The organism is Micromonospora sp. NPDC049139, assembly GCF_055586845.1.
Genome location: NZ_JBVJHK010000041.1, coordinates 1 through 26,046, shown reverse-complemented (window position 1 = coordinate 26,046; position 26,046 = coordinate 1). Strand labels below are relative to the sequence as shown.

The following is a 26,046-nucleotide window of genomic DNA, read 5'->3' as shown; positions in this document are numbered from 1 at the left end:
GACGTCCTGTTCGCCATGCTCCGCGACAAGATCCCCTACCAGCCCCGCCCCACACCGCCGATCACCGCTTGACGAAACCCATAGGGACACCCCCCCGTCTCGCCCGCTCCGCCGTCCCGGTCCACCGTGCCCGGGGCAACCCAACAGCACAAGTGAAGGTTTCTGCCGAACTGTTAAGGTCTGCTACATGCTCGACGTACGGCGGATGCAGGTCCTGCGCGCCGTGGTGACCAGCGGATCGGTGACGGCCGCCGCGGCGCACCTGGGCTACACGCCGTCCGCCGTCAGCCAGCAGATCGCCGCGCTGGAGAAGCAGGCCGGCACGACGCTGCTGGAGCGGTCCGGTCGGGGCGTGCGCCCGACGGCCGCCGGGCGGCTGCTCACCGAGCACGCCGCCGTCATCGGCCGGCACCTCGCCGAGGCGGAGACCGCCCTCGCCGAGTTGCGGGCCGGACGCACGGGGCGGCTGGCGGTCCGCTACTTCGCCACCGCCGGAGCCGCCCTGGTCCCGCCGGCGTTGGCCCGGTTCCGCCGCGAGCACCCCGACGTCCGCGTCGACCTCCGGCTGGTCGACCCCGACGATCCGCTGCCCGAGGTGGAACGGGGCGAGGCCGACCTGGCCATCGTGGTCCGCCGCCGGGGGCAGGCCCGCGACGGCGTACGGCTCGTCCATCTGCTCGACGACCCCTACCTGGTCGTCCTGCCACGGGAGCACCGGCTCGCCGGCACGCGGGTGCTGGACCTGACCGACCTCGCCGACGAACCCTGGGTGGGCAGCGAGCCCGCCGGCCCGTGCCGGGAGGCCGTGCTGGACGCCTGCGGCGCGGCCGGCTTCAGCCCGGCCGTCGCCGTCGAGAGCGAGGACTACCCGACCACGCAGGCGTTCGTGGCCGCCGGGCTCGGGGTCGGGATGGTCCCGCGCACCGCGCTGGACAGCCCGCACCCCGACGTGGTGGTCCGCCCCCTGCGCCACCCGCGGCCGGTCCGGGCGATCCACGCGGCCGTCCGGGAGGCCGCGCTGGACCAGCCCGCCCTGCGCGGCCTGCTCGACGCGCTCCGGCACGCCGCCGCCGCGCGCCACTGACACCTCCGCGGCCGACGCCGCGCGCCGCTGACACCTCCGCGGCCGGCGCCGCCGCCACGCGCCGCGTCCGCCGGCGTCGATCTTCTCCGGCAGCAGCCCCCGACGGGGACTCCGGCGGGTCCGCAGGCCGCCGCGACCCGTGGCTTGTTCGCGGCAGACCCGCGGGTGGATCCTGTAGGGAATCGACAGAGACGGATCTATCGGAGGTTCGGATGCGTCGTCTCCCGCTCTCCCTGCTCCTGCTCGCCGCGCTGCTGCTCGGCCTGCCGGCGCCCGCCCACGCCGCCCCCGACCACGCCGACGCCGCCCGCGCCGCGGCCACGCTCGCGGCGGTCCGCACCCCCGGCACCGCCTGGGGACTCGACCCGGCCACCGGGCGGATGACGCTGACCGTCGACGACACCGTCTCGACCCGGGATCTGGCGGCGCTCAGGGCGACCGCCGCCCGCGCCGGGGCGCCGCTGCGCCGGGAGCCGGGCCACCTGCGCGTCCTCATCGCCGGCGGGCAGGCCGTCTACGGCGGCGGCGGACGGTGCTCGCTGGGCGTCAACGTCCGCAGCGGCACCACCGCCTACCTCGTCACCGCCGGCCACTGCACCGTCGCCGCCTCGACCTGGTACGCCGACAGCGCGCAGACCACCGTCCTCGGCACCCGGGCCGGCACCAGCTTCCCCGGCAACGACTACGGTCTGGTGCGCTACACCGGCGGGATCGCCCACCCCAGCGCGGTCTACACCCACCCCGGGCTGCTCACCGTCTACGGCGCCGGCAACGCCTACGTCGGCCAGGCGGTCTGCCGCAGCGGCGCCACCACGGGCGTACGCTGCGGCAGCGTCACCGGGCTCAACGCGACCGTCAACTACGCCCAGGGCACCGTGACCGGTCTGATCCGGACCAACATCTGCGCCGAGCCCGGCGACAGCGGCGGGCCCCTCTACGTGGCCGCGACCGGCACCATCCTCGGCATCCTCTCCGGAGGCAGCGGCAACTGCGCCACCGGCGGCACCACCTACTACCAGCCGATCACCGAGATCCTGGCCGCGTACGGCCTGACGATTCCCTGACCGACCGGGCCTTGCGCGCCGCCGGCCGTTCCGCCGCCAAGGCGCGGGTCGACCTCCGCGGGCCCGGACCGGCCCGGCCCGAACGGCGGGTCGGGCCGGTCCGGGCGTCAGCCCTTGCGGCCGGTGGTGGCGATGCCCTCGACGAAGTGGCGCTGGGCGAGGAAGAACAGCGCCAGCATCGGCACGGTCGCGACGACGCTGCCCGCGAGCACGATCTCCCACTGCTGCTCGCCGCCGTAGCCGAAGCGGTCCAGCACCACCTTCATCCCGCGCGGCAGGGTGTACAGCTCCTCGTTGCGCAGGTAGATCAGCGGCTTCATCAGGTCCGTCCAGCTCGCCTTGAACTCGAAGACGAAGGCCACCAGCAGGGCGGGACGGATCAGCGGGAAGGCCAGCTTCCAGAACAACTGCGGGTAGCTCGCCCCGTCGACCCGGGCCGCCTCGAAGTACTCGCGGGGCAGCGAGAGCAGGAACTGCCGCAGCAGGAAGATGTAGAACGCCGAGCCGAACAGGTTGCCCGCCCACAGCGGCACCTGGGTGCCGGTCAGCCGCAGCTCCGACCAGATCAGGTACGTCGGGATCATGGTGACCGCGAACGGCAGCATCATCGTCGCGAGCACCAGCCCGAACAGGATGTCCCGCCCGGGGAACCGGAAGTACGCTAACCCGAACGCCACCCACGCGCTGGACAGCGTCACCGCGACCGCCGCCGCGACGCCGACCACCAGGCTGTTGAGCAGCCAGGTGACCAGCGGCACGGCCTGCCACGCCTCGGCGTAGTTCCCCGGCGCGAACGGGGTGGGCAGGAACCCGGTGGAGAAGACGTACTCACGGGGCCGCAGCGAGGCGCTGATCAGCCAGACGAACGGCGCCGTGAACAGCACGGCGGCGCCGACGAGCGCGAGCACGAGCAGCACCCGCTGCCAGACCGGCCGCCCGGCGTCCTCGGCCGCCGGCCGGCGCTCGACGGCCGACGGCACGGCGGCGGCCACGGGGGCGGCGGCCGTCCGCTCGATCGCGGCCGTCACGACCGGCCTCCCTCGGTCCGGCGCGCGCGGGCCATACCGCGCCGCCCCCGGTGCCCCGTCACGGCCGGTCTCCCTCGTAGTACACGAAGCGGTTGCTCAGCTTCACCTGCACCAGCGTGATGATCAGGATGATCACGAAGAGCAGCCAGGCCATCGCGGAGGCGAAGCCCATGTGCAGGAACTGGAACGCCTCCTGGAACAGGTGGATGACGTAGAACGACGCGGCGTCGCTGTTGAACGAGCCCTGCGTCTGCCGGTTGCCGAAGTACATGGTGTAGACCTCGGTGAACATCTGCAGGGACGCGATGGTGTTGACGACCAGGGTGAAGAAGAGCGCACCGGAGATCATCGGCAGCGTCACGTGCCGGAACCGGGCCCAGCCGCCGGCGCCGTCGATGCTCGCCGCCTCGTACAGGTCGCGCGGCACGTTCTGCAGGGCGGCCAGGTAGATGATCACGGTGGAGCCGAGGCTCCACAGGCTCATCAGGACGATGCCGGGCATCACCCAGTCGGGGTCGGTGGTCCAGCTCGGACCCTCGATCCCGAGCAGGGCGAGGCCGCGGTTGATCAGGCCGTCCTGGGTGTTGAGCAGGAGCAGGAACAGGATGCCGACCGCCACCGCCGGGGTCATCACCGGCAGGTAGAAGACGGTACGGAAGAAGCCCTGCAACCGTCCCACCCGCTTGAGCAGCAGCGCCAGCCCCAGCGAGATGGCCATCACCAGCGGCACGTGCAGGGCCGTGTAGTAGACGGTGTTGCCCAGGCTGCGGGCCACCATCGGGTCGGCCATCAGCTCCCGGTAGTTGTCCAGGCCGGTGTACCGGGGCGCGTTGATCACGTCGTACTCGGTGAGGCTGAGCCAGGCGCTGGCGATCATCGGCCCGGCGTTGAAGACCAGGAACCCGACGATCCAGGGCGCCAGGAAGACGTACGCCCAACGCGCCTCCCGCCGGGCCAGCGGCGTACGCCCCCGCCGGCCGGCGGGGGCGGGGACGGTGGTGGTGGCCATCCCCGGGCCTACTTCGACGCCTTGTCCAGCGCGGCGGTCGCCTCCTGCTGGGCGCGGGCCAGCGCCTGCGCCGGCTGCGCCTGGCCGGAGAGCACCCGGTTGACGGCGTCCGTCCAGGCCTTGTCGAACTCGGCGCCGGCGGGCGAGGCGGGCATGGCGAACGCGCTGTCCTGCACCGAGCGGATGGTGGCCACCGCGTCGTCGAACCGCTTGTTGCCGGTGGGCTGGTACAGCTCGTCGAAGATCCGCTTGTCGGCGGCGACGTTGCCCGTGTAGACGCCGGTGAACGGCTGGCCCGCGGCCTTGCGCGCGTCGGCGCGGGCCTTGGCCGCGGCGACCCAGGTGTCGGTGGCGGTCACCGTCTTGGCGAAGGCGCACGCCGCATCCGGGTTCCTGGCTCCCTTGGGGACCACCCAGGCCTGCCCGGAGGACAGGGTGACGGGCTTGCCCTGCCGATCGACGAAGGGCTTGACCACCAGCTCGGCCTTCGGGCTGTTCTTGGCGGCCTGGTTGAGGAACCACTCCTCCATCGGCCACGCGACGATCTGGTTCTTGGCGAGGGGGTTCTGCGCGCCGAAGAAGTCGAAGGTGTCCCGGAAGGACTTGAACTTCCCCCAGCCACCCTGGTCCTGGATCAGCCTGACGCCGGTGTTGAGCGCCTCGACCACCCTGGGGTCGTCGAGGTTCGCCTTCGTCCCGTCGGCGGAGAGCAGGTCGGCCCCGTTGGCCTTGGCCCACATGGGCAGGAACTCGGGGATCTTCGGGTCGAGGCCGATGCGGGAGAGCCGGCCCCCGGAGACGGTGGCCAGCTTGGCGTTGAGCGCCGACAGCCCCGCCCAGTTCGCGAGATCGACGTCGTCGGCGGTCAGGCCCGCCTGCCTGAGCAGCGCCTCGTTGAGGTAGACCACCCGGACGCTGGAGAACTCAGGGATGCCGTAGACGGTGCCGTCGAGGGTGACCTGTTCCCTGGCGGCGGGCCGGTACTGCCCCATGTCGATGTCCTGCTTCTCGACGCAGTCCGTCAGCGACTGGATGGAGCCGCGCTCGGCGTAGGTGCCGATCAGCTTGCGGTCCATGTAGACCAGGTCCGGCGGGTTGCCGGAGGCGACCGCGGAGAGGAACTGCTGCTCGTCGAAGGCTCCCTCGGTGATCTTCAGGTCGACGTCCGGGTGGTCGCGCGTGAACGCGTCCACGCGCGTCTTGGCGATCTCGTCGGACAGGCCGAAGCCCATCGTGCTCAGGGCACCCTTGGTGGCCGTGCCGCCGCCATCGCCCCCGTCGCCACCGCCGACGCCTCCGCAGCCGCTGAGCGCCAGGGCGAACACCCCGACGAGCGCAGCCGCCCGCACCATCCGTGTCATGACAGTTCCTCCCGAGAGCCGGCGGGCGGCAGTGCCCGCGCCAGCGCACCTTCTCCGATCCTCGGGATCTTCAAACGTCACCGGAGGAACTGGCGTCCGGGGGAGGGCCGGCGCCAGCCGCCGGTGTGGTCAGGAGGACTGCGGGGTGAGCAGGTAGTCGTCGGCCTCCTGGCTCCACCGCAGGTCGACGATGCCGCTGGTGGCTGCCGCCTTGCAGAACTGGAGGAAGCTGCGGTAGCCGAGCTTCTTCTCGCTGAAGTCGGGCCGCGCCCGGCGGAGCTGGTTCTTCAGGCCGGACAGCGCCACCGCCCCCTCGTCGCCGGCCAGGTCGGACACCACCGAGCGGAGCAGCCCGAACGCCACCTCCCGGTCGCCGTGCTCGGGCAGGGACACCTCGGGGTCGCCCTTGGCGGGGCCCTCCCCCAGCTCGACGACGTTGTGCTGGGCGAGGTGTCGCAGCAGCTCGCCGAAGGTGCGGAAGCCGTAGTCGGACTCGCTGAACGTCGGGTCCTTCCTGAGCAGGGTCCGCTTCAGCGTCGAGGCGGTCACCTCGCCGCTGGAGCTGCCCTGCAGGCCGGCCACGGTCTGCGCCACCAGCACGGCGAGCGTGTCGACGTCGCGGGCGGCCTCCTCGCTTACCGGCTGCGGCTCGGGCTCCCGCTCCGGCTCGGCCTGCTGCGCCTCCGGGCCGGGCAGCCGCGCCGGGCGGGCGCGCCGGCCCCGCGCCGGGGGAACGTCGACGCCCTCCAGACGGTCGTAGTAGAGGAACTCGTCGCACGCGGGCGGCAGCAGCGCCGAGGTCGACTTCTCCACGCCGACCCCGATGACGCGCTTGTTCAGCTCGCGCAGCTTGTGCACGAGGGGCGTGAAGTCGCTGTCGCCGGTGCAGATCACGAACGTCGAGATGTAGCCGCGCTCGAAGGCCAGCTCCACCGCGTCGACGGCCATCTTGATGTCGGCGGCGTTCTTGCGGGAGGCACCCATGCGCTGGGGTATCTCGATGAGTTCGACGTGGGACCGGGTGAGCATCCGGCGGTCCTCGTCGAAGTACGACCAGTCGGCGTACGCCCGGCGCACCACCACCCGGCCGCGCTCGGCGAGGGCGTCGGCGATGGGGCGCAGGTCGAAGGCCGCGCCGCCGAGATGGTCGCGCGCCCCCAGCGCGAGGTTCTCGTAGTCGAGGAACAGGGCGATGCGGTCCTCTTGATCCACGCGGACCACCCTACGCCGCCGACGGTCCGACGGCCGGCGACGTGGCGGACCGCGCCGCGATTCTCCTGCCGGCGGGCCGTCCCGGCGGGGCCGCCGGTGTGCTCTCCGTCGGGCTGCTGGTCGTCGGGGCGCCTCCCTCAGCTGCCCAGTCGCTGGCGCGCGAGGAACTTGGGCACGACCATCCGCCAGGCCTCCGTCACCAGCTCCGTCATGTGGTCGCGGTCGAGCCGGTCAAGGTGACAGCACACCCAGTTGAAGCGCAGGTCGGCCGCGTCGGGCAGGAAGAACAGCTCCGGGTCGCCGGCGACGAGCCCGGCACGTTCCTCCTTCGGGTACGCGAACCCCATCGTCGTCTCGTCCCGGGAGAACGCGACGTAGACGAGGGCACCGACGCGGAACTTCACGCGGTCCCGGATGAGGTGCTCGGTGGTCCGTGGCAGGGTCAGTGCCAGTGCGCGGACGTCGGCGACGGTGACCATGCCCCGACGGTAGTGGCCGGCCGGGCCGAGGGAGACCCGGCGCCGCCGACGGCTCGCGCCCGAAATGTTGCGCTCCCGCTCTCCCGGCGTTCACGCCCGCACCGATAGCATCGCTGTCCATGAATACGATGAGCAGTACCCGCTCGCGGCCCAGAAGGCTCGCGACGGCGTTCGCGCTGGCCGCCGTGCTGGTGGCGCCCGTGGTGGTGACGACGGCGGTGGCCTCGGCCGCCACCACCCTGACCGTGGCCCAGGCGCTCGCCGCACAGGACGGTCGGACGGCGACCGTGACCGGCTACGTGATCGGCCAACCGACCAGCAACACGACCGTGCTGAGGTCGGGTTTCACGTCCGACACCGCGATCGCGATCGCCGACACGGCGGCCGAGACCAGCCCGAGCAGGATGCTCTACGTCCAGGTCACCGCCGCGTACCGGAGCACCTTCGGGCTGCTCACCAACCCGGGCCTGCGGGGCCAGCCCGTCACCGCCACCGGCACGCTGACCGCCTACTTCAGCCACGGCGGCCTGAAGAACCCGACGGCGATGACCCTCGGCGGCGGTGGCGGCACGCCCTCGCCGACCCAGTCCCCGACGCCGGGCCCGACCCAGTCGCCGACGCCGGGCCCGACCCCGACCTCGCCCGGCGGCGGGTACGACTCCACCTACTACGCCAGCGCGATCGGCAAGACCGGCCCGGCGCTGCGCAGCTCGCTGCACTCGATCATCAAGGTGCACACCAAGCTCTCCTACGACCAGGTGTGGGAGGCGCTGCGGGACACCGACCAGGACCCGGCGAACGCCAACAACGTTATCCTGCTCTACACCGGCCGGTCACAGAGCAAGACGAGCAACGGCGGCGACCCCGACGACTGGAACCGCGAGCACGTCTGGGCCAAGTCGCACGGCGACTTCGGCACCGCGACCGGCCCCGGGACCGACGTCCACCACCTGCGGCCGACCGACGTCTCGGTCAACTCCACGCGGGGCAACAAGGACTTCGACAACGGCGGCAGCCCCGTCGCCGAGGCGCCCGGCTGTTACACGGACGCCGACTCGTGGGAGCCGCGCAACGCGGTGAAGGGCGACGTGGCCCGCATGATCATGTACATGGCGATCCGGTACGAGGGCACCGACGGCTGGCCCAACCTGGAGATGAACCAGTCGGTCAACAACGGCACCGCGCCGTACCACGGCCGGATGTCGGTGCTGCTGCAGTGGAACCAGCTCGACCCGCCGGACGCCTTCGAGAAGCGCCGCAACCAGCGGATCTACGAGCGCTGGCAGGGCAACCGGAACCCGTTCGTCGACCATCCGGAGTGGGCGACGGCCATCTGGGGCTGACCCGACACCGCGGCCGGTCCCCTAACCGGGGGGCCGGCCGCCCGCGCGTTCGCCGTGGTGGTGGCGTGCCGGGCCGTGGCCGTCCTCCCGGTCGATGCGCAGCTCCCGTTCCAGCTCGACGATGACCGCCCGCAGGTCGTCCAGCCGCTGGGTCAGTGCGATCCGGTCCACCTCGTCCGGCACGCCGTCGCCGTCCTCGTCGTAGTCGGGCGACAACCGCTCGGTCATCTCCAGCCGACGGGCCTCCTCCATCGAGTTCACGATGACGGCGATGAGGATGTTCAGCAGCAGGTTCACCGTGATCATCACGTAGCTGACGTAGTAGAGCAGCGTCCACGGCGACACCGCCATGCCCTGCGCGATGAGGTCCGGCAGGGTCTCCAGCGACAACAACACGAACAGGGTCAGCAGGGAACGACCGATGTCGCCGTACTGCTCCGGATAGCGCTCCCCGAAGATCAGCCAGCCGGCCATGCCGTAGACGTAGAGGGTCACGGCGGCCAGCGCGAGGAAGCCGGCGACGCCGGGGATGCTGCGCCACAGCGCCGCCACGATCGTGCGCAGCCCCGGCGAGAACCGCACCAGCCGCAGCACCCGGGCGACCCGTACGAAGCGCAGCAGCGCCGAGTCGCCGTGCAGGCCGGGGATGAATATCGCCGCCGTCACCAGGAAGTCGAAGACGTTCCAGCCGTGCCGGAAGAAGTCCTGCGGCCGGCGGCCGTACGCCAGCACCCGGATGGCGATCTCGCCGACGAAGACCAGCCGGAACAGCCACTCGCACCAGCGCAGGGCCCGCCCCGCGGCGCCGAGGTCCGGGTACGTCTCGACGCCGAGCACCACACCGTTCGCCATGATGACCACGACGATGAGCACCTCGAACGGCCGCGACCGGGCGATCCGGGCGCACCGTTCCGCCACGCCCGGCCGGCCCCCGGGCGCAGCCGCCGACCCGCCACCCCGCTGGGTGGGCACCGACGGGCGGCTCACCGCCCCCACACCCCCGTGCCGCTCCGGGCGGCCGCGGACGGGTCGTCGGGCAGGAGCGGGGTAGGCATGCGGACAGCCTAAGGCGAGCCCGGGACGCGATTTTCGCGCCGCGTTCAGGCGCTCGCGTAGCAGCGCAACCCGTCGGCGTCGGCCCGGGTCAGGCGCCCCTGCGCGACCAGCAGCTCGAGGTGCGCCGCGGTCTCGGTGACGGCGAGCATCCGGTTGAACACGTCCAGGTCGCCCAGCTCGCGTTCCCGCCTGGTCCAGCGCAGCCGCGACGCGACTTCGTACGCCGACTGCGCGCCACGGGCGACGGCGACCTCCGTCTCGTCGAGCCGCGCGCCGTGGTGCGCGACCAGCTCGTCGACGCGTGCGTGCACGCTCGGGGTCACCGGCCCGTGCGCCGGGAGCAGCCGCGCGTCGGGCCGCTGCCGCACCAGCGCGAGCGAGCCGAGGAAGTCGCCGAGGGGGTTCGCGGAGAGCACGGGCTCGAACCCGATCGACGGCGTGATGGTGGGCAGCACGTGGTCGCCGGCGAACAGCAGCCGCGACCCGGTGTCGTGGAAGACGACGTGACCGCGGGTGTGCCCCGGGGTCTCGACGACGTGCAGGGTGCGGTCGCCGTGCCGGACCTCGTCGCCGCCGCGGAACCAGTCGTCCGGCAGCTCCCAGTCCTCTTCGGGGACGCGCCCCCGGGTGATCCTCGCCAGGGTGTCGGCCAGCTCGCCCGCGCCGAGCTGCCGTAGGCGGTCGAGCTGCTCGGCGAGCGGGTCCCGCTCCGGCGACATGGTGACCTCGAGGCTGGGGCGCTCGCCGGCACCGAGGCTCACGCGCATGCCGAACTCGCGGCGCAGGTGCACGGCCTGCGTGTAGTGGTCCCGGTGCATGTGCGTCACGAGGAAGCGGCGGACGTCCTTGACCGTCGAGTCCAGCTCCTCCAGCGCCGCGTCGAGGGCGGCCCGCGCCCCGGCGACCGCCCACCCCGAGTCGACCAGCACCAGACCGTCGTCGTGGCGCAGGACGTACACGTTCACCGCCCGCAGGCCGTCATCGGGCAGCGGCAGCGGCACGCGCCAGACCCCGGGGGCGACCTCGAACGTGCCGGGCGTGGTCCAGTCGTCGGGGCTGCCGTCGTCCGAGGTCATGGCCCCGACCATAGTTCCCGTCCGGGCCGGTCCGGGTCCGGGTCCGGCGGGTGCGCCGGTGGGCGTCAGCGCGGCCGGGCGTACGCCAACGGCAGCGGAGTCGGCTGGCCCGCCCAGGCGCCGGTCAGCGTGGCGCCCTCCGGCCGGCTTCCGCCGTCGAGGCGACGCACGACGACCAGGTCGACGGCGTCCGTGACGATGAGCGTCGGGTCGTCCGGCACCACCTGCCGCAGCGCGCCCACGGCCGGGGCGTCGGCACCGGAGGTGCCACCGCCGGTGATGGTCATGCTGGGCTCGCGGCGCTCCAGCCGGCCGTCGATCTCGATGAACTCCTCCGCCTGACCAGTGCCGGCGAGCACGGCGCCCGCGAGCGCCGCGGCGTAGACGGGGTCGCCGCAGGCGTCGTAGACCCAGCGGCGGCCGAGCACCGAGTGCTCCGTGGTGCCGACCAGCCACTCGTCGCCGCCGTCCAGCGGAGCGCCCCGGTACGTGAGCGGGACCTGGTGGATCGGCCCGTCGCCGGCCCGGACGAGCATCGTCTCGATGCCGACCTCGCCAGCCGGGTCGTCGAACCGGTAGGCCGCCACGCGGACGACGTCGGCGTCGTCGGGCCCCTGGTACCACGGCCGGCCGGGCAGCCACGCCGCCAGGAGTTCCAGTTTCGACGGGTGCAGTTCCGCCCGGTGCAGCAGCGCCATACGCCGAATCGTAGAGGCATCCTCGCGATCCGCGCTCACCGCCGCCGGGACGTCTCCGCTCCCCGGGACTTCTCCGCTCCCCGGGCCGACCGGCGAGACAGAGGCCGGACCGCGCCACCCGCCTCCGGGTGACACCCGCCCCGCTGGCGGCCGACGCCGCCCAGCCGGGTGCGGGGTGTGCCCGCGGCGCGCTGTCGAGCTGCCCCGTCCATGAGACCGGACCAGCTCGCCGAGTCGGCCCTACGTCCGCCCACCCGCCCGGCCTTGTGCAGAGTCGAAGCCGCCGGTCCCAGGCAGTCGACGACCGGTGCGCTGGGCCTCGTGGTGACTGGTGCCCCACCCGGTGGGGCAGGTCGACAGTGGTCGGAACGGGTGGTGCCGGCGGCGTGGCTGTCGCCCCGCCGGGACAGGTCGGACCGAGGCCCGGCCCGGCTACCCCTCGACCGTGACGTCGACCGGGCCGACGCGCAGGACACCGTCGTTCAGGGGCGTGCAGCGGACGCCGCCCCGGCCGCGCAGCGCCTTCCACGCGCCGGGCCCGACGGTGACGTCCATCCAGGCGCAGGGGTGTGCCGGCCGGTTGACCCGCAGCCTGACCGGGCCCTCCCCCGAGTCCAGGGTCAACACCGACCCGACCAGTTCGTCCACGGCGATGCCGGCGGTGAGGACGTTCCGCCGGACCTGCACCAGGTCGACACCGGGCGGCAACGACTCCAGCGCGATCACGGTGACGCTCGCCTCCCGGTGCGCCGGCTTGCCGAAGTACCGGTCGCCGACGATGCCCAGGCCCGCCCGGATCCGGACCTCCTCGACCAGCTCGCCGGGCGGCGCCGGCGCCGGGCCGTCCGCGGGGCGGCCCACGTAGCGGTGCACCGGCGAGGCCAACAACTGCACGATCCGCGGCATGACCGGAGTCTACGAAGCGGTCACCGAACGCGAACCCCCCGTTGGCCGGGTCAGGACTCCCCGGGGAAGCGGCTCGACCGTTCGCCGAGGGCCGCGCCGGCAGCCGGGCACGGAGGGCCTGGACGGACCAGTCGAGCACCGGCGCCAGGCTGTCGGCCGCCCGGTGTGACGTGGGCGGGCGCGGCGCTCCGGCACGACCAGTTCCCGGCGACGCCGTCACCCGTGGTCGTACACCGTCACGGCGATGTCTCGCGCACAGAGGGTGCGCTCGATGACGGGTTCCATCCGACTCCAGGTGCCGCCGGCGAGCCCGCAGCCGATCCGGGGCATGTGCACCGACGCCCCCAACGCCTGCGCCTGGTCGGCGAGCGACGTCAGGCAGCGTTCGACGGCGTCGTAGCGAATGGGCGGGCCGCCGCTGCCGGTCCTGATGCCGCGCTGGCCGACCATGTTCGCCACCCACACGTCCGGCGTGACCCGCACCAGGCGGGTCGCGCCGAGGGCGAAGTCGTTGCTCGCACGGTGCCGGTGCCAGTCGCGGTAGTCGCGTTCGGGCTGGGGCCAGCGACGGGAGATCGCCACCACGAAGCCCTTGCCCCAGCCGCCGAGGTCGTTGCAGATGTGCGCGATCACCTTCGGGCCCTTGGCCTGGGGGCTGGTCGCATCACCCTTGATGATCCTCAACGGTGTCACGCCGGCCAGCATGCCAGCCGCGTACGACGCTCCGGCAGCAAATTACCGCACCGGCACAGCGGCTACCGTTGCCCGGGGGCGCAGTTGTTGCTCGTACGCCTGACCGTGTATTCGGTGTCGTCGTGGGTGATGCCGGACGGCTCGCCGTCGAAGTGGCTCTCGACCTTCTCCCAGCCCCGGCGCTGCTCGTAGTGCAGGTGCGGCGCGCCCGAGTTGCCGGTGCTGCCGAGCCGCCCGATCTGCTCACCCTGGGCGACCCGCTGACCCTCCCGCACCAGGGGCGGTTCGAGCAGGTGCAGGTACTGCGTCTCCCACCTGCCGCCGTGGTCGATCTTCACCCAGTAACCGCCGCCGCGACCGCGCGGACCGTTCGGGTTGTCGGGGGTGCGGCCGCCCAGCGACCCGTTGATCCCGGCCACGGTGACCGTGCCGGCGTAGGACGCGAGCACCGGTCGCCCCCACGCCTCGCCGTCGGTGGGGAACAGGTCGACGTCGTAGTCGTCGTGGCCGGGATAGGTGCCGAGCTGCCAGGTCTCGCCGCAGGCGACGGGGAGCTGGAAGAGCGGGCGCGGACCGGGCGGCCGCAGCAACGGCACGACGACCACGGCGAGGACGACGACGATGGCGGCGACGGCAGCGACCGCGCCGAGCAGGATGGCCCGGCGGGCGGTACGGCTCCGGACGCGGCGGCGGCTGCCCTTGCGGCTGCGGCTGCGGGGACTGGTCGGGTGGCCGGTGGTCACCGTCCAGAGCATGGCAGACGCCGGCAAGACGCGGGCGCGGAGCCCGGCCGGGTCAGCGGGTCCGGTAGGTGAGGGCCTTGACCCGACGGAGGACGAGGACGGTGTCCGCGCCGTCTACCCGCCCTCGGCGTGGCGACTACTTTTCCGGCCGCCGGCCGTCTATTCAGTGACCACTGCGAAAGGAGCCCTCATGGCCAAGCTGCTGTACTCGGCGACGGCGTCGCTCGACGGCTACATCGCCGGCCCGGGCGGCGACATGTCCTGGCTGACTGCTTACCTTGCCGGCGGGAACCCGACGGCGGAGCGCCTGCTGGCCGACGTCGGCGCGATCCTGGCCGGCAACCGCACCTTCGGCGGCGACGACCCGAACCGCGGCACCGACAGCGAGGGCGCGTTCGGCGGCCAGTACCACGGGCCGGTGTTCGTGCTCACCCACCGGCCGCCGGCCGCACCACACCCGGGCGTCACGTTCGTCGGTGACCTGCACAGCGCTGTCGCGCAGGCCAGGGAGGCCGCCGGCGACAAGTACGTGAACATCCTCGGCGCGAACGTCGCCCAGCAGTGCATCGAGGCCGGGCTGCTCGACGAGGTCCTGATGTTCTTCGCCCCGGTGCTGCTCGGCGACGGGGTACGCATGTTCGACCACCCGGGCGGCACCGAGGTGCGGTTGGCGCCGATTCCCGGCGAGACCGCGCACTGGTACAGCGTCGTCTACTGAGCGGTGGTGTGGCCCCTACAGCCACTCGTCGTTTCCCTGAATCGGGCAACGGTCACCGGATGTTCACGGATATCGATCTGGACGATCACTTTCATCTCTGTCTATATGAGAACGGCAACCACCTGCTCTCACCCGGACGGAGCACCATGACCCGCACCCTGCGCGCAACGGCCGTCAGCCTCGCCGCGATCCTGGCCGCCACCCTCGGCGTCGCCCAGCCTGCCTGGGCCGCCAGCTACTCGGCCTCGCTCACCACCGCCGTCGCCGATCTCCCCGTCGCCACCGAGGTACGCACCGGCTACAGCCGCGACCTGTTCCGCCACTGGATCGACGCCGACGGGGACGGCTGCCACACCCGCAACGAGGTCCTCATCGCCGAGGCCACCACCAGGCCGAGCATCAGCGGCACCTGCACCCTGTCCGGTGGCCGCTGGTACTCCTACTACGACGACGCCTACTGGACCCTCACCAGCGACCTCGACATCGACCACATGGTCGCCCTCGCCGAAGCCTGGGACTCCGGAGCCCGCAACTGGACGTCCAGCCGACGCCAGGCCTTCGCCAACGACCTGGGCGACAGCCGGGCCCTGGTCGCCGTCACCGACAACGTCAACCAGGCCAAGGGGGACCAGGACCCCGCCACCTGGATGCCGCCCTACCCCTCCGCCCGCTGCCGCTACGTCAACGAGTGGGTCGCGGTGAAGATCCGCTGGCGGCTCACCGTCGACAGCGCCGAGAAGAGCGCCCTGACCGACTGGGCCAACAACTGCCCCAACGTCACCATCTCCGGCACCTACGCCTACTGACAGCGCGACCCACCCGGCCGGTCCGCCATCCTCCGGGCCGGCCGGGCAGGCCGTTGGCGTACGGACGGTGGCGATGGCTCAGCGTGCGGCGCGCACGATCTTCCGCGCCGCCCGGGCGCGCTTCTCGTCGTACGGCCGGCCCAGGGCACGCGCGAACTCGATGGTCCGGTCGAGCAGCGCCAGCGCCTCGTCACAGCGACCCGCCGCACGGCACGTCTCGGCGTAGGTGTGCAGGAAGTCGATCTCCAGCTGCACCTCGGCCAGCGGCTCCAGCAGCTCGAGGGCCCGCTGGTGGTGTTCGAGCGCCCTCTCGGGTGAACCCATGACCCGCAGCGCGACACCGAGATAGTTGTGGCACCACGCCTGGTTGTGTTGAAGATTGTTCTGCTCGGACAGCCGTAACGCGTCGTGCAGCGTTCGCAGCGACTCCGTCGGATCGTCGGGTGCCAGTGCGACACCGAGGGTGACCAGCCCGGTGATCTGTGCGGGCCCGTCCGCCAGGGCGACGGATGCCCGGGCGAGTTCGACGGCTTCATGGTGCCGCCCGAGGTGAAGTGTCACCCATCCGTCGAAGGCCAACGCCTGGGACTGCCCGGCACGGCGCCCGATCTTCTCGAACAGCTCGCGTGCCCGCCGGAAGTGCGCCTGTGCCGCTTCGAGTTCACCGAGATCCCGGAGCACGAGGCCGGTGCGCAGCGCCAGGGCAGCCGCAATGTCGTCGTCCGGCCCTGACTGCTCTGCCAGCTCATAGGCGGAGAGCGCCTCGGTGAGGCGGCCGGCGGCGGCACAGGCGTAGCCGAGGTCCGCGAGCAGCGAAGCCCGCTGCTGGTCGCGGCCGAGACGTGCCGCGGCGGCTGCGGCCGCTTCGAGCAGGCGCGCCTGGTCGTCGGTTCCGCGGTGCCGGAAGAACCACACCCGCATGGCCTGCGGCAGTTCGGCCACCACCTCGTCCACGCCGAGCCGCACGGCGGCGTCGAAACAGGCCACCAGGTTGACGTACTCGAGGTCGAACCAGGCCATGGCCTCCGCCGGATCTCCCGGCGAGGGCTCCTTGCGGTACGGCGAGGGCAGCGTCTGATCGTGGGCGACCGCCTGCGCCAGATAGTGCTTGAGGACCCGGCGCAGGGCGGCGTCGGCCTGTGGCTCCTCCTCGGCGGCGATGTCCGCCGCGTACTGCCGGATCAGGTCGTGCATCCGGTACCGCCCGGGCGACGGCTCCTGGACCAGGTGGGCGTCGACCAGCTCCTCCAGCGCCGCGCCGATCCGGCCGGGCGGCAGGTCGGTGAGCGCGCCCACCACCGCCGCGTCGAAGTCGGCGCCCGGCAGGACGCCCAGCAGCCGGAACACGCGGCGCTGGACGGCGTCGAGCTGCCGGAGCGACATGCCGAACACCGAGTCGAAGCGGTTGGCGGTGTCGCGCAGCCGCTCGGCCAGCACCGCCACCGTCCAGCCCGGGCGGTGGCGAAGCCGGGCGCCCGCCATCCGTAGCGCCAGGGGGAGCCCGCCGCACTGCCGCAGCACCTGGCTGACCGCTTCCTCTTCGGAGAGCGCGAGCCCGGCCGCCCGGCCGAACAGGTGAGCCGCGTCGTCGTTGGCCAGCGGCTCCAGGGACACCGGCGGCACCCCGTCCAGGCTGACCAGCCGGTGGCGGCTGGTGACCAGGACCGCGGACTTCCCCGCGCCGGGCAGCAGCGGGCGCACCTGCTCCGCGTCGACCGCGTTGTCGAGCACGACGAGAGCCCGCCGGCGGGACAGCTCCGACCGCCAGAGCGCCGCGCGTTCGGTGGCGCCGGCCGGGGGGTGCGTCACGTCCAACGCGCCCAGCAGCCGGCCCAGCGCGGCCTGCGGCTCCAGCGGCTCCTGGCCCGGAGTGAAGCCGTGCAGGTCGAGGTAGAGCCCGCCGTCCGGATACGTCGGGGCGAGCCGATGGGCCACGTGCACGGCCAGGCTGGTCTTGCCCACGCCCGCCATGCCGTCGATCGCGACCGCGCCGGTAGTGCACAGCAGCTCCTCGACCAGCGCGGACTCCGCTTCCCGGCCGGTGAAGTCGAACAGGTCGGCCGGCAGATCGTTGCGGCGCGGGGCGGGCGCCGCGCCGCCCCTGGCCGCCTCGGCCCACACCGCGCGCAGTGGCCGGGGGTCGCGGCCCACCACCCGGCACAGCGCCACGACGGCCTCCCACGGCGGCACGAGCTGACCGGTCAGGTACCGCGACAGCGACGAGCTGCTCAGACCAGCCTGGCGGGCGAGAGCGCGCAGGCTGAGCCCGCTCAGCTCCTTGAGCCGGGCGAGCTGAGCCACCAGTCGCTCCTGGGGGCTGGACACGCGCAACACCGTACCGTCCCGGACCACGGACCCGGATCGGCGATGCGTTTGCGCTGCTGGACCACGTTCTCCGTGTCCCACGGTGTCCCACGGACCGCGCGGGATCCGGCGCGCCGGTGGTCGGATGGCTCCTGTCAGAGACACCCACGACGAAGGAGAAGCGATGTCGACCGAGCGCATGCCGAACCCGGCGGTTCTGGTCCCCGAGGCGATGGAGGCCCTGATGGCGGTCAACAGAGCCATCGCGGGCGCCGGGGTCGACGGCAAGCTGCTGGCGCTGAGCCACCTGCGGGCCAGCCAGATCAACGGCTGCGGCCCGTGTGTGGCCGGGGGCGTCCACCAGGCCCGCCAGCACGGCGCGAGCGCGGACCAGGTGCACGCCGTCGCCGCGTGGCGGGAGACGCCCTGGTTCAGCGACGAGGAGCGCGCCGCGCTGGCCCTGACCGAGGCCGTGACCCGGCTCGCCGACCAGCCGGACCCGGTGCCGGACCAGGTGTGGGACGTGGCCGCCACGCACTTCGACCAGAAGGAGTTGGCCGCGCTGCTGCTCAACATCGCGATCACCAACGCCTTCAACCGGCTCAACGCGCCGACCCGCCAGCAGGCGGGCACCTGGTGACCTTGTTGCTGATCAAGGCCGAAGAGACCGGTCAACGCTGAACCAACCGGTGGAAGTCGGCCCCGGAGAGGGCTCCACCGACCAGTACCCCCGAAGCCCACACGTCACCGAGAGGACGTTGTCATGTCGACCACGACGAAGACCCCCATCGCGAACGGCGAGAAGTACGACGGTTTCACCGACGAGGAGCGCGGCGCGATGAAGGAGCGCGCCAAGGAGCTGAAGAAGGGCGCTCGGCGGGGCGCCAAGGCCGACACGGAAAGCGAGGTGCTCGCGAAGATCGCCGAGATGTCGGAGTCCGACCGCGTGATCGCCGAGCGCCTGCACACCCTGATCAAGGCCAACGCGCCGGTCCTCACGTCCAAGCTGTGGTACGGGATGCCCGCGTACGCCCGCGACGGCAAGGTGGTCTGCTTCTTCCAGAGCGCGGCGAAGTTCAAGACGCGGTACGCGGTGCTCGGCTTCAGTGACGATGCAAACCTCGACGAGGGCGTCATGTGGCCGACCTACTTCGCGCTGACCGAGCTGACCGCCGACGTCGAGGCCAGGATCGGCGCGCTCGTGAAGCAGGCGGTGAGCTGAGCAGCGGGCTCTCCACGACCCACCGAGGCCGTCGCCGGCACCCGATCCGCACGCCGCCTGTTCCGGTCACAGCGTGCGCGGTCATCGGTGCCGGCGACGCCACGTCGTCTCCTCAGCCTCCAGTTCCCGCTGTTCGGCAAGCCTGGATGTGCGTACGCGCCGACGGAGCTGCCTGGTGCGGATGCTCTGCGCGACGATCAGGGCGGTGGCGACCAGCACCAGGAGGGTCAGTGCGGCGATGGCGGACAGCCGGTCAGCCACCGGAATCAGCGCCGTCAGGAGCATGATCCTGGCCACCTGGAACCAGTCGGACCGGCGGACGGCGCGGCGCTCGAAGCCCTGCACCGCCAGGAGGTAGAGGATGACTCCGCCGTACAGGACGTAGACCTCGGCTCCGCTGAGCACATCCTCGAAACTGGGCACCGTGGGCTCGGCGATGTTGGTGAGGACCCGCTTGAGCCCGAGGGCGAACAGGATGATCCCGGCGATCATCGGCAGGTGCAGGTAGGTGTAGGCGTCCCGGGCGAGCGCGGCCCGCGTGCGGCCCCGGGCGCCGTGCAGCATGTGTTCGGCGGCGATGGCGCGGACGTCGAAGTAGACCCACCAGAGCGCCGAGATCAGGACGATGCCGAGCGCGGAGGCGAGAATGATGGGCCAGGTGGGCGGCCATCCCACCGCGAGGTTGGAAGCTGTCCCGAGGGAGATGACCGACTCGCCGAGCGCGATCAGGACGATCTGGGCATGACGTTCCGCCCAGTGCCCGGCTGAGACGATGGTCAGGCCCTCGGTCCGGACGACCGCGCTGACGGTGTACTCGACGGCGATGGCCAGCAGCCACAGGCCGGCCCGGGCGCCGAACTCGGCGGTGCCGGTGAAGAGCCGCTGCGGCACGAGTGCGGCGACGAGCAGCAGCGCCGTGCTGACCAGCGCTGGCGCGACGAGCCCCGACCACCGGCGGCGCAACTGCCGGTCGCCACGCACGGTGTGCCAGAGGGCCAGCACCTGGAGCGCCCGTAGCAGGAAATAGCAGGTGGCGAAGACCAGGTCTCCCGGCAGCCCGTGCGGCGCGTCCGAGAAGGCGTCCGGGATCGTCACCGCCAGCACGAAGACGACGATCATGGTCGCGAACCCGACCAGGGGCATGACACCCTGGTCGACGCGTACGACGTTGCCCAACGCGACGAAGGTGGTCCAGGCGAACCAGAGCAGGGCCAGGATCAGAAGGCTCTTCACCAACGCGGTCGGGGTGAGGTATTTGGCGTTCGTCGCCGTCACGTTGAGAAAGGCGAAGACGAAGACCAGGTCGTAGAAGAGTTCCAGCGGGGTCACCTTGCTCCCCGGCGCGGCCGGCTCCAGTCGCCGCCTCCCTGAACGCTCCCCGTCGCTGCTCATCCATGCGAGTCTTGCAGCCAGGCCGGGGTCGAGCCCGCGGTTACGCCAGGTCGGCACCACTGCCCTACGACAGCAGAAAGGCCCCTCCCGTTTCCGGGAATTGGCCTGTGACCTGCGTAGGCAATCCTGGGATCGAACGAGTGATCCCCTCGGTGTGAACTCTCGGCGAGCGGGCCGGGTCGGGCTCGGTGCGAGGTCAAACGGTCTGCTGAGGCGCTTCTCGGCTCGGTTCGGCTGGCACCCGCTGCTGTACTTCACTGCTGTGCTGCTGGCATCAGACGAGGCGCTGGATGCGGACCTTGGGCTGCTCGTTTCTCAGGTGGCCCTGCTTGTGCTGGCGGACCTGCTCGTTCCAGACCTCCTGGTCGTAGTCGGGGTCCGGCGGGATCCACTTGTGGGAGCCGTCGCTGTAGTGGAACTTCTCGTCTCCGGGCCGAAGGATGCTCATCGGGTCCAGCCGAGGAATCGGTGGTGCAGGTGGCCGGCGGGGGCGTGGGCGAGGTCCTGGGCGGCGTCGACGAGCTGGGCGGCCAGGTAGAGGGCCAGCGACACCGGGGCGCGGTCGTACTCGGCTCGCAGCTCCCGTCGCCGGGTCTGGCAGGGCCACTCCCCCGCACAGCCGCCGCACGTCCACGCCGGCTTGATCGGGTGGTGAGTGGTCATCGCGGGCCGTCCTGGCTGGGCCAGTGGCCGCGGTTGATAGGGATGCGGTGGCGGCTGCGGCACGGCAGGGTCGCGCCGCAGCGGCAGATGTGGCGCCAGTGCCGCCAGGACCACACGGGTCGGTGCCGACGGGCGAGGGTGAGCGCTGCCGCCAGGACGTACTCGTCGTACGAGACCCGCTTCATCGGCTCGCCGCAACGGCTGGGGCGGGGAGCCGTCGAGTTGGGCAAGTGGAAGGGAGCACTGCCGCCTCCTGGTGCCGCAGTTGTCCGGAGGCGTGGATGCCCGATCGCGGGGTATGCGCCGGACATCCACGCCGGCGAGGACGGCCCACAGCGCCAACCGGGGGAATCGACCTCCTCGGCAACCTCCCATAGGTACCGTTGGGTAGTCAAGGGCTGACGTAGGTGGTCTACTCGTGTTGCCAACCGAGGGGAACACCGTGCCACCGCGTTACCGCTACGAGCAGATCGCCGACGACCTCGCCGAACGCATCGCGACCGGCGAGTTTCCGCCGGGCTCCAAGCTGCCCAGTCGCCGCGAGTTGATCGAGCACTACGGCGTTACAGAGCCCGTGATCGACCGCGCAATGCAGGTCCTACGGATCAAAGGCATGACAGAGACGCTGCCCGGCGTAGGGGTCTTCGTTGCCGAGTAGGCCCTCCCTACGTCAGACGGCAGTCGGGACCCCTCGCTTGTAAGTTCTAGGCGCTTCGTCCGGCGGGGTTCATCCGCGTCCGCGACCTCTGACGGCTGTCCGCGCCCGGCGGCCGGCGGCCGTCCGTGTCGAGGGCCGTTGCTGTCACCGTTGCTGTCGACAGCCGGTCAGGGTGGGAGAGTGAGCGCATGGGGCTGAACAAGGAGATCGCAGCGCAGCTCGCGGAGGCGCGCCTGGCGGAATGGCGACGCAGGGGCTATGACGAGTGGCGCGCAATGCTCGACGACAAGGACATGCGCCTGGTCGTGGGCGAGGACGGCAAGCGGTACACCGTGGTCAGCTACGCCATTGACGACGGCGACGGCCGGGTCCGAATGTCAGTCGCCGTGGACGATGGCGGCTCGTCGGCGTTGGTACCGCTCGTGCGGGACGAAATCATGAGACCGGACGACACCTTCATTACGTGACCCCTTCGTCCCTAAGGAACCACCGGCCGTCGTCGAGCTGCGTCAACAGCAGGACGAGCTGCCCCAATGATCCACCGGAGTCCATGGACGTCCGGCGCTGCCCGGGCCCGTCGTCACCCAGTTGGTCACCCAGCCCAAGCCTCCTTGACCCCAGGCACGCGCGGGGCTCGTACGGCTCTAGGATCCTTCTCTTCGGCAGGTATACGCCTCCGGAGTCCTCGAAGGCGGATTCACCATGATCCCTGATCCGACTGACGTAAGCCGCCGCCTGGATATGGCGCTGTCGGGTGTGGCCGCCACCTTCCAGGGCATGACGGCCCACCGGCAGGAGTCCAACTGCGAGTGCCACTGGGGCAGCGCGGAGGAACTGGCACTGCTCAAGACCCCGGACGCGCCGCTTGACGACGACCTGCTCCGCCGCACCTACTGGACCACAGGCTGGCACTACCCCGGGCCACTGCTGCGCCGGATCCTGCCCCAACTGACCCAGGGCCTCGTGGCGGGCCGAGTAGAGCCAATGGCCGGGATGGAGAGCCTCGGACGGTTGTTCACCGCCGGCCGATGGCAGGAGTGGCCCACCGGACAACGGGACGCCCTGCGGGAATTCCTGGACGCCTGGTGGCTGCACGTCCTGGTCGAGCCCGATGCAAAGGTGCCCGCCCATGAGGCCCTGACGCTTCTCGCCGAGATCACCACGAAGCTCACCCCGTGGTTGACCGTCTGGGCAGAGCTGCTGGCCGACACGGTGGCGCGGCGGCGGCTGGTCACGGCCGTGGACGAGTGGATGTACGACCTGCTGGGCGACACGCTCCCTTGGTCGAGTTGGCACAACGAGGACACGTGGTGCCCCGCGCTGTCGCTGTGGGTGCTACGACAGGCGCCGGCCGCACTGCGGGAGCACGACGCGTCGACCGAGTTACACGACCACATGCGGCTGCTTGGCCTACCGTACGCCGATCGGTGGGACCGATAGCCTCGGCCGGCGTCCCTGGGTGGGTCCAAACCCACCGCTGGCCTTGCCATCCCGTCTGCCGCCGACCCGCCCTCCTGGGGAGCGGGCCGCCGCCCGGTCCGCCACGTCAAGCGGGCCTTGACGCACGGACGGACGCTGGCGGGCCGGGCGGTGGTCTGCTCGGCTCGCCCGGGTCGTCAGCTGGCGGGATGGCCCTGCGCAACCACCCACGGACCGCAAGGCGCGGACGGAGCCCAGGCCATCCTGGAGTCGTTGCGCCCCCGCCGGAGGCGCAGCGACCGCGACCCGACCACCGGCGCGACTCGCCGCGCGGACCGGCGTGCCCTTCCCTGCGCCGCGTCGCTCGGGCGCGGCGCGGCCGGCTGCCGGCGACGAACCTTCATCATTTCCCGAGCTACCCGTCTGCGGCGGCCCCCGGGCTCCCCCGCTCTCCGCGCCAGCCGCCGGGCGTGTTGCGTGGCCGGAGTCGGAGCGCCAGCGAAGCGACGGATGCGCGCCCAGGCGGCGGCGTGTGCGGCCCGTTCAGGGCCGCCTTGATAAATGTACAGAAAGTCCTCCCAGACCGCCGGCAGCCGACCTGTCGTAGTCCCTCTGTTGCGTCACATGTTGGCTCCGCTTGATGGGTTACATGATCCCCGGCTCGCTGGCTACGGGCTGTGTGGCGTGCGACCGCCAGATTCCGAACCCTGGCGGTCGCACCCTGGAAGCTTCCCGACTATATCGATCATCTGTATACTGCGGCTGTGACCATGAGGGAACCCACCTTCTTGATCCTGGCAGCGCTGGCTGGGCCTCCCCTGCACGGCTACGGCGTGATGCGGCAGGTGGCGGAGCTGTCCGGCGGCCGGGTGAAGCTGAGCGCCGGCACCTTGTACGCGGCATTGGACCGGTTGACCGCTGAGGGGCTGATCGCGGTTGATCGTGAGGATGCGGTCGACGGTCGGGTACGGCGCTACTACGGGCTCACGGAACGCGGGGGTGCTGCCCTGCGGCAGGAGGCTGCCCGGTTACGTCGTAACTCCGAGGTTGCTGTGGAGCGTCTGGCCGGGTGGGCACCGCTGCCAGGTCTGCTTCCCTCTTGATACGCCTCGTCCAGTCGTTTCACGAACCGATAAGGAATTCGGATGTCAGAACAGAGCGACCGGGCGAGGCTCGCATGCCGTTACCGCAGGTTGTTGCTGACCTACCCGCGGTCCTACAGGCGCCGACACGGTGCCGAGTTGGTGACCACCTTGCTGGACGCCGCTCCGGCCGACCGGGTCCGGCCGAGCCGTGCGGAGGTCGTGGACCTGCTCACCGGTGGAATCCGCTTCCGGTTCCGGGTGTGGGGAGCGGCCGGGGTTCTTGCCGCGATCTCCGCCGCCACGTTCGCGGCAGTGGCCCTGGGCGCGTTCGGCAGCTATCTGGGCTGGCAGACCGCGCCACCCCTGCCGAGCAACGCCGAGGTGCTGCAGATGGTCCAGCCGGTCTTGCCGCCAGAGGCGGCGGCGCAGCCACAGCGCTGGGACTTCATCTTCGACAACAACCCGGAGTACAGCGATCCCCGATGGACCTACGTGGTGGGCGGCACCGACGAGTATCGGGCGGGGAAGGTCTTCTTCCAGTTCACCTACCCCCACAACAAACCCCCGCAGCAGGTCGTAGCGGCAGCGGACGAACGGATGCGGGCGGCTGGATGGCTTCCGGCGGCCAAGCAGACGTCCGGTTGCTGCCCTGAGACTGCGCTTCACCGGGACGGGTGGCTGGTGGAGGTCTTCTCAGAGGGCTACCTCGACGAGTCCCACTACGGGCTGCAGATCGCCGTCGCCCGCACCACACCCGCCGTCGTACTGCCGTTGACCACAGCCGGTCTACTTGCCGGCGGTCTTGCAGGCTGGCTGCTGGCGGCATGGGTGTTCCGGCGCTTCCACGAATCCACCCCGGCGCGGCGAACCCTCACCGTCGTCGTCTGCGGCGCAGGTCTCCTTGCCCTCTTTCCCGCCACGGCACTGAGCGCCGTGCTCCTGGTTGCCAGCTACTTCACACCCGAGCATCCGGCAGAACCTGCGTGGGTCGGGTACACGTTCATCCTCTTCCGGCCGCTGGCCTACCTCGGTGCGGCCGCCCTCGTCGGCGGGCTACCAGTAACCGCGTTGCCTTCCCCCACTCGTCGAGGCCCACTGATCAACTGACCCAGCCAGGCTGGCCGCAGCAGTCGCCAACTGCCAGACGGAGCCACACGCCGGGTCTGCCGCACCGACGGACGATCGAGGACCGCTGACTTATTGCTGATAGACGGCGCTGAGCCGGCAGCGCAGGCGATCACTCGGCCTCGGCATCCTCGATGCGGATCCCCAGCGCGCCGGCCAGGGTGTACGACAGGGCAACAAGATCTTGATGGGCGACGACCGCGCCCCCCATGCTCGTCACCCCACCGATCCCGACGAGGACGCAGTTGGCGAACCGCGTCCCCTCCATCGTCGCCTGCGAGAACTGCGCGCCAGTCAGATCACAGTTCGTGAACCGGACACCGCTCAGGTCCGCGTTCTGGAAGTCCGCCCGGGTCAGGTTGCACCCCTCGAACACCACGCTGGAGAAGTCCGTAAAGCGGAACGACGACAGGTCAAGCCGGCACTCCGAAATCGTCACATCCCGTAACGCCCCGTTGATCCAATGCACGCCCGTCATCCGCAAGGTCGACAGCCGTGCGCGGATCATCGATGATTTCTCCGCCCGCAGATTTGCCAGGTTCGTGCTCTCGAACAGGCAGTCCGTGAACGCTGCCCCGTCGAGCTGCGTACCGCTCAGGTCCGAGCTTTTGAACCGGCACTGCTCGAACTCCACGCCATCCGCCGACCGCCCCGACAAGTCGAGGTCAAAGAAACCTAGCCGTCGGAACGTGGCCTCATCCTCAAGATCGTGGTCCTCGGTGGCTGGTTCCAACGACGACGGCGGCCTAGGTTTCACAGGCGCCCGCCATCGACCACCACGACCCGCCCGGACAGCCACCCGCAGAGACTAAGGGACGTCTCGTAACCGGGTGAAGGCGTTGCCTGGGACGGGGTCGGCGGTCAGCCGGCGAGGATGATGTTGTGGAGGTTGGCGATGCCGG

General features: G+C 71.4%; 27 protein-coding genes and 1 pseudogene. 12 read left to right on the top strand and 16 right to left on the bottom strand.

The window, feature by feature from the left end; genetic code table 11:
- Positions 1 to 187 precede the first annotated feature (187 nt).
- Both ACZ6Q9_RS33520 and ACZ6Q9_RS33515 read left to right on the top strand, forming a co-directional pair.
- Positions 188 to 1,084 (top strand): LysR family transcriptional regulator, encoded by an 897-nt coding sequence (locus tag ACZ6Q9_RS33520; RefSeq protein ID WP_396831295.1) that lies wholly within the window; start codon positions 188 to 190, stop codon positions 1,082 to 1,084.
- A gap of 212 nt (positions 1,085 to 1,296) precedes the next feature.
- Positions 1,297 to 2,148, top strand: a complete 852-nt coding sequence (locus tag ACZ6Q9_RS33515) for a S1 family peptidase (protein WP_396831294.1) — start codon at positions 1,297 to 1,299, stop codon at positions 2,146 to 2,148.
- Between the two features lie 107 nt (positions 2,149 to 2,255).
- Here the strand turns inward: ACZ6Q9_RS33515 and ACZ6Q9_RS33510 are convergent, their stop codons facing one another.
- The 5 genes from ACZ6Q9_RS33510 to ACZ6Q9_RS33490 all read right to left on the bottom strand — a co-directional run bounded on the left by ACZ6Q9_RS33510 (position 2,256) and on the right by ACZ6Q9_RS33490 (position 7,237).
- Positions 2,256 to 3,176: a carbohydrate ABC transporter permease gene (locus ACZ6Q9_RS33510; protein WP_396831292.1), complete on the bottom strand. Its 921-nt coding sequence runs from the start codon at positions 3,174 to 3,176 to the stop codon at positions 2,256 to 2,258.
- A gap of 58 nt (positions 3,177 to 3,234) precedes the next feature.
- Entirely contained in the window at positions 3,235 to 4,185 is a 951-nt protein-coding gene (locus ACZ6Q9_RS33505) for a carbohydrate ABC transporter permease (RefSeq protein ID WP_396831290.1), read from the bottom strand.
- 8 nt (positions 4,186 to 4,193) lie between these two features.
- Positions 4,194 to 5,546 (bottom strand): extracellular solute-binding protein, encoded by a 1,353-nt coding sequence (locus ACZ6Q9_RS33500; protein ID WP_396831288.1) that lies wholly within the window; start codon positions 5,544 to 5,546, stop codon positions 4,194 to 4,196.
- A 129-nt stretch (positions 5,547 to 5,675) separates the two neighbouring features.
- The gene (locus tag ACZ6Q9_RS33495; RefSeq protein ID WP_393452314.1) at positions 5,676 to 6,758 is read right to left on the bottom strand and encodes an NYN domain-containing protein; all 1,083 of its coding nucleotides are present in this window, start codon (positions 6,756 to 6,758) and stop codon (positions 5,676 to 5,678) included.
- A gap of 137 nt (positions 6,759 to 6,895) precedes the next feature.
- Complete coding sequence (locus tag ACZ6Q9_RS33490; protein WP_393452311.1) at positions 6,896 to 7,237, bottom strand: MmcQ/YjbR family DNA-binding protein; 342 nt, start codon at positions 7,235 to 7,237, stop codon at positions 6,896 to 6,898.
- A gap of 128 nt (positions 7,238 to 7,365) precedes the next feature.
- On the opposite strand from ACZ6Q9_RS33490, the gene ACZ6Q9_RS33485 reads away from it, so the two are divergent.
- Complete coding sequence (locus ACZ6Q9_RS33485; RefSeq protein ID WP_396831285.1) at positions 7,366 to 8,580, top strand: endonuclease; 1,215 nt, start codon at positions 7,366 to 7,368, stop codon at positions 8,578 to 8,580.
- Positions 8,581 to 8,601: 21 nt separating this feature from the next.
- Here ACZ6Q9_RS33485 and ACZ6Q9_RS33480 read toward each other — a convergent pair whose 3' ends face one another.
- The 6 genes from ACZ6Q9_RS33480 to ACZ6Q9_RS33455 all read right to left on the bottom strand — a co-directional run bounded on the left by ACZ6Q9_RS33480 (position 8,602) and on the right by ACZ6Q9_RS33455 (position 13,752).
- Positions 8,602 to 9,567, bottom strand: a complete 966-nt coding sequence (locus ACZ6Q9_RS33480) for an ion transporter (RefSeq protein ID WP_393267717.1) — start codon at positions 9,565 to 9,567, stop codon at positions 8,602 to 8,604.
- A gap of 113 nt (positions 9,568 to 9,680) precedes the next feature.
- The gene (locus ACZ6Q9_RS33475; protein WP_393452302.1) at positions 9,681 to 10,712 is read right to left on the bottom strand and encodes an MBL fold metallo-hydrolase; all 1,032 of its coding nucleotides are present in this window, start codon (positions 10,710 to 10,712) and stop codon (positions 9,681 to 9,683) included.
- Between the two features lie 65 nt (positions 10,713 to 10,777).
- Complete coding sequence (locus ACZ6Q9_RS33470; protein ID WP_393267723.1) at positions 10,778 to 11,410, bottom strand: CG0192-related protein; 633 nt, start codon at positions 11,408 to 11,410, stop codon at positions 10,778 to 10,780.
- Between the two features lie 432 nt (positions 11,411 to 11,842).
- Entirely contained in the window at positions 11,843 to 12,316 is a 474-nt protein-coding gene (locus ACZ6Q9_RS33465) for a molybdenum cofactor biosysynthesis protein (protein ID WP_396831282.1), read from the bottom strand.
- Positions 12,317 to 12,532: 216 nt separating this feature from the next.
- Positions 12,533 to 13,009 carry a macro domain-containing protein gene (locus tag ACZ6Q9_RS33460; protein ID WP_396831281.1) on the bottom strand — a complete coding sequence of 159 codons (477 nt, stop codon included), beginning with the start codon at positions 13,007 to 13,009 and terminating at the stop codon, positions 12,533 to 12,535.
- Positions 13,010 to 13,071: 62 nt separating this feature from the next.
- On the bottom strand, positions 13,072 to 13,752 hold the full coding sequence (locus ACZ6Q9_RS33455) for a M23 family metallopeptidase (RefSeq protein ID WP_393452299.1): 681 nt from the start codon (positions 13,750 to 13,752) through the stop codon (positions 13,072 to 13,074).
- 190 nt (positions 13,753 to 13,942) lie between these two features.
- Between ACZ6Q9_RS33455 and ACZ6Q9_RS33450 the strand changes: the two genes are divergently transcribed.
- Positions 13,943 to 14,470 carry a dihydrofolate reductase family protein gene (locus ACZ6Q9_RS33450; RefSeq protein ID WP_393267735.1) on the top strand — a complete coding sequence of 176 codons (528 nt, stop codon included), beginning with the start codon at positions 13,943 to 13,945 and terminating at the stop codon, positions 14,468 to 14,470.
- 146 nt (positions 14,471 to 14,616) lie between these two features.
- Entirely contained in the window at positions 14,617 to 15,276 is a 660-nt protein-coding gene (locus ACZ6Q9_RS33445) for an HNH endonuclease family protein (RefSeq protein WP_396831280.1), read from the top strand.
- Between the two features lie 78 nt (positions 15,277 to 15,354).
- On the opposite strand, the gene ACZ6Q9_RS33440 is transcribed toward ACZ6Q9_RS33445, so the two are convergent.
- On the bottom strand, positions 15,355 to 17,601 hold the full coding sequence (locus ACZ6Q9_RS33440; protein WP_396831278.1) for an ATP-binding protein: 2,247 nt from the start codon (positions 17,599 to 17,601) through the stop codon (positions 15,355 to 15,357).
- A gap of 163 nt (positions 17,602 to 17,764) precedes the next feature.
- Here ACZ6Q9_RS33440 and ACZ6Q9_RS33435 point away from each other — a divergent pair, with 163 nt between their 5' ends.
- Entirely contained in the window at positions 17,765 to 18,220 is a 456-nt protein-coding gene (locus tag ACZ6Q9_RS33435) for a carboxymuconolactone decarboxylase family protein (protein WP_393452290.1), read from the top strand.
- 123 nt (positions 18,221 to 18,343) lie between these two features.
- A complete protein-coding gene (locus ACZ6Q9_RS33430; RefSeq protein ID WP_393452288.1) occupies positions 18,344 to 18,802 on the top strand; it encodes an iron chaperone in 459 nt (152 codons plus the stop codon).
- An 81-nt stretch (positions 18,803 to 18,883) separates the two neighbouring features.
- Here ACZ6Q9_RS33430 and ACZ6Q9_RS33425 read toward each other — a convergent pair whose 3' ends face one another.
- The 3 genes from ACZ6Q9_RS33425 to ACZ6Q9_RS33415 form a co-directional block, all read right to left on the bottom strand.
- Positions 18,884 to 20,194 carry a low temperature requirement protein A gene (locus ACZ6Q9_RS33425; protein WP_393452286.1) on the bottom strand — a complete coding sequence of 437 codons (1,311 nt, stop codon included), beginning with the start codon at positions 20,192 to 20,194 and terminating at the stop codon, positions 18,884 to 18,886.
- Positions 20,195 to 20,468: 274 nt separating this feature from the next.
- Complete coding sequence (locus ACZ6Q9_RS33420) at positions 20,469 to 20,642, bottom strand: hypothetical protein (protein WP_396831277.1); 174 nt, start codon at positions 20,640 to 20,642, stop codon at positions 20,469 to 20,471.
- Positions 20,639 to 20,857: a flavin reductase gene (locus ACZ6Q9_RS33415; protein ID WP_357451579.1), complete on the bottom strand. Its 219-nt coding sequence runs from the start codon at positions 20,855 to 20,857 to the stop codon at positions 20,639 to 20,641. Before ACZ6Q9_RS33415 ends, ACZ6Q9_RS33420 begins: the two co-directional genes overlap by 4 nt.
- Before the next feature lie 418 nt (positions 20,858 to 21,275).
- Between ACZ6Q9_RS33415 and ACZ6Q9_RS33410 the strand changes: the two genes are divergently transcribed.
- The 5 genes and pseudogenes from ACZ6Q9_RS33410 (at position 21,276) to ACZ6Q9_RS33390 (ending at position 25,126) form a co-directional block, all read left to right on the top strand.
- Positions 21,276 to 21,515: a winged helix-turn-helix domain-containing protein gene (locus tag ACZ6Q9_RS33410; protein WP_067313483.1), complete on the top strand. Its 240-nt coding sequence runs from the start codon at positions 21,276 to 21,278 to the stop codon at positions 21,513 to 21,515.
- A 138-nt stretch (positions 21,516 to 21,653) separates the two neighbouring features.
- Positions 21,654 to 21,982 (top strand): annotated as a pseudogene (locus ACZ6Q9_RS33405) (hypothetical protein).
- Positions 21,983 to 22,292: 310 nt separating this feature from the next.
- Positions 22,293 to 22,955, top strand: a complete 663-nt coding sequence (locus ACZ6Q9_RS33400) for a hypothetical protein (RefSeq protein WP_396831276.1) — start codon at positions 22,293 to 22,295, stop codon at positions 22,953 to 22,955.
- 749 nt (positions 22,956 to 23,704) lie between these two features.
- Complete coding sequence (locus ACZ6Q9_RS33395; RefSeq protein ID WP_357703546.1) at positions 23,705 to 24,037, top strand: PadR family transcriptional regulator; 333 nt, start codon at positions 23,705 to 23,707, stop codon at positions 24,035 to 24,037.
- Positions 24,038 to 24,175: 138 nt separating this feature from the next.
- Positions 24,176 to 25,126 carry a hypothetical protein gene (locus ACZ6Q9_RS33390; protein ID WP_466021475.1) on the top strand — a complete coding sequence of 317 codons (951 nt, stop codon included), beginning with the start codon at positions 24,176 to 24,178 and terminating at the stop codon, positions 25,124 to 25,126.
- Between the two features lie 130 nt (positions 25,127 to 25,256).
- Here ACZ6Q9_RS33390 and ACZ6Q9_RS33385 read toward each other — a convergent pair whose 3' ends face one another.
- Positions 25,257 to 25,901 (bottom strand): pentapeptide repeat-containing protein, encoded by a 645-nt coding sequence (locus ACZ6Q9_RS33385; RefSeq protein WP_396831296.1) that lies wholly within the window; start codon positions 25,899 to 25,901, stop codon positions 25,257 to 25,259.
- Between the last annotated feature and the right edge of the window lie 145 nt (positions 25,902 to 26,046).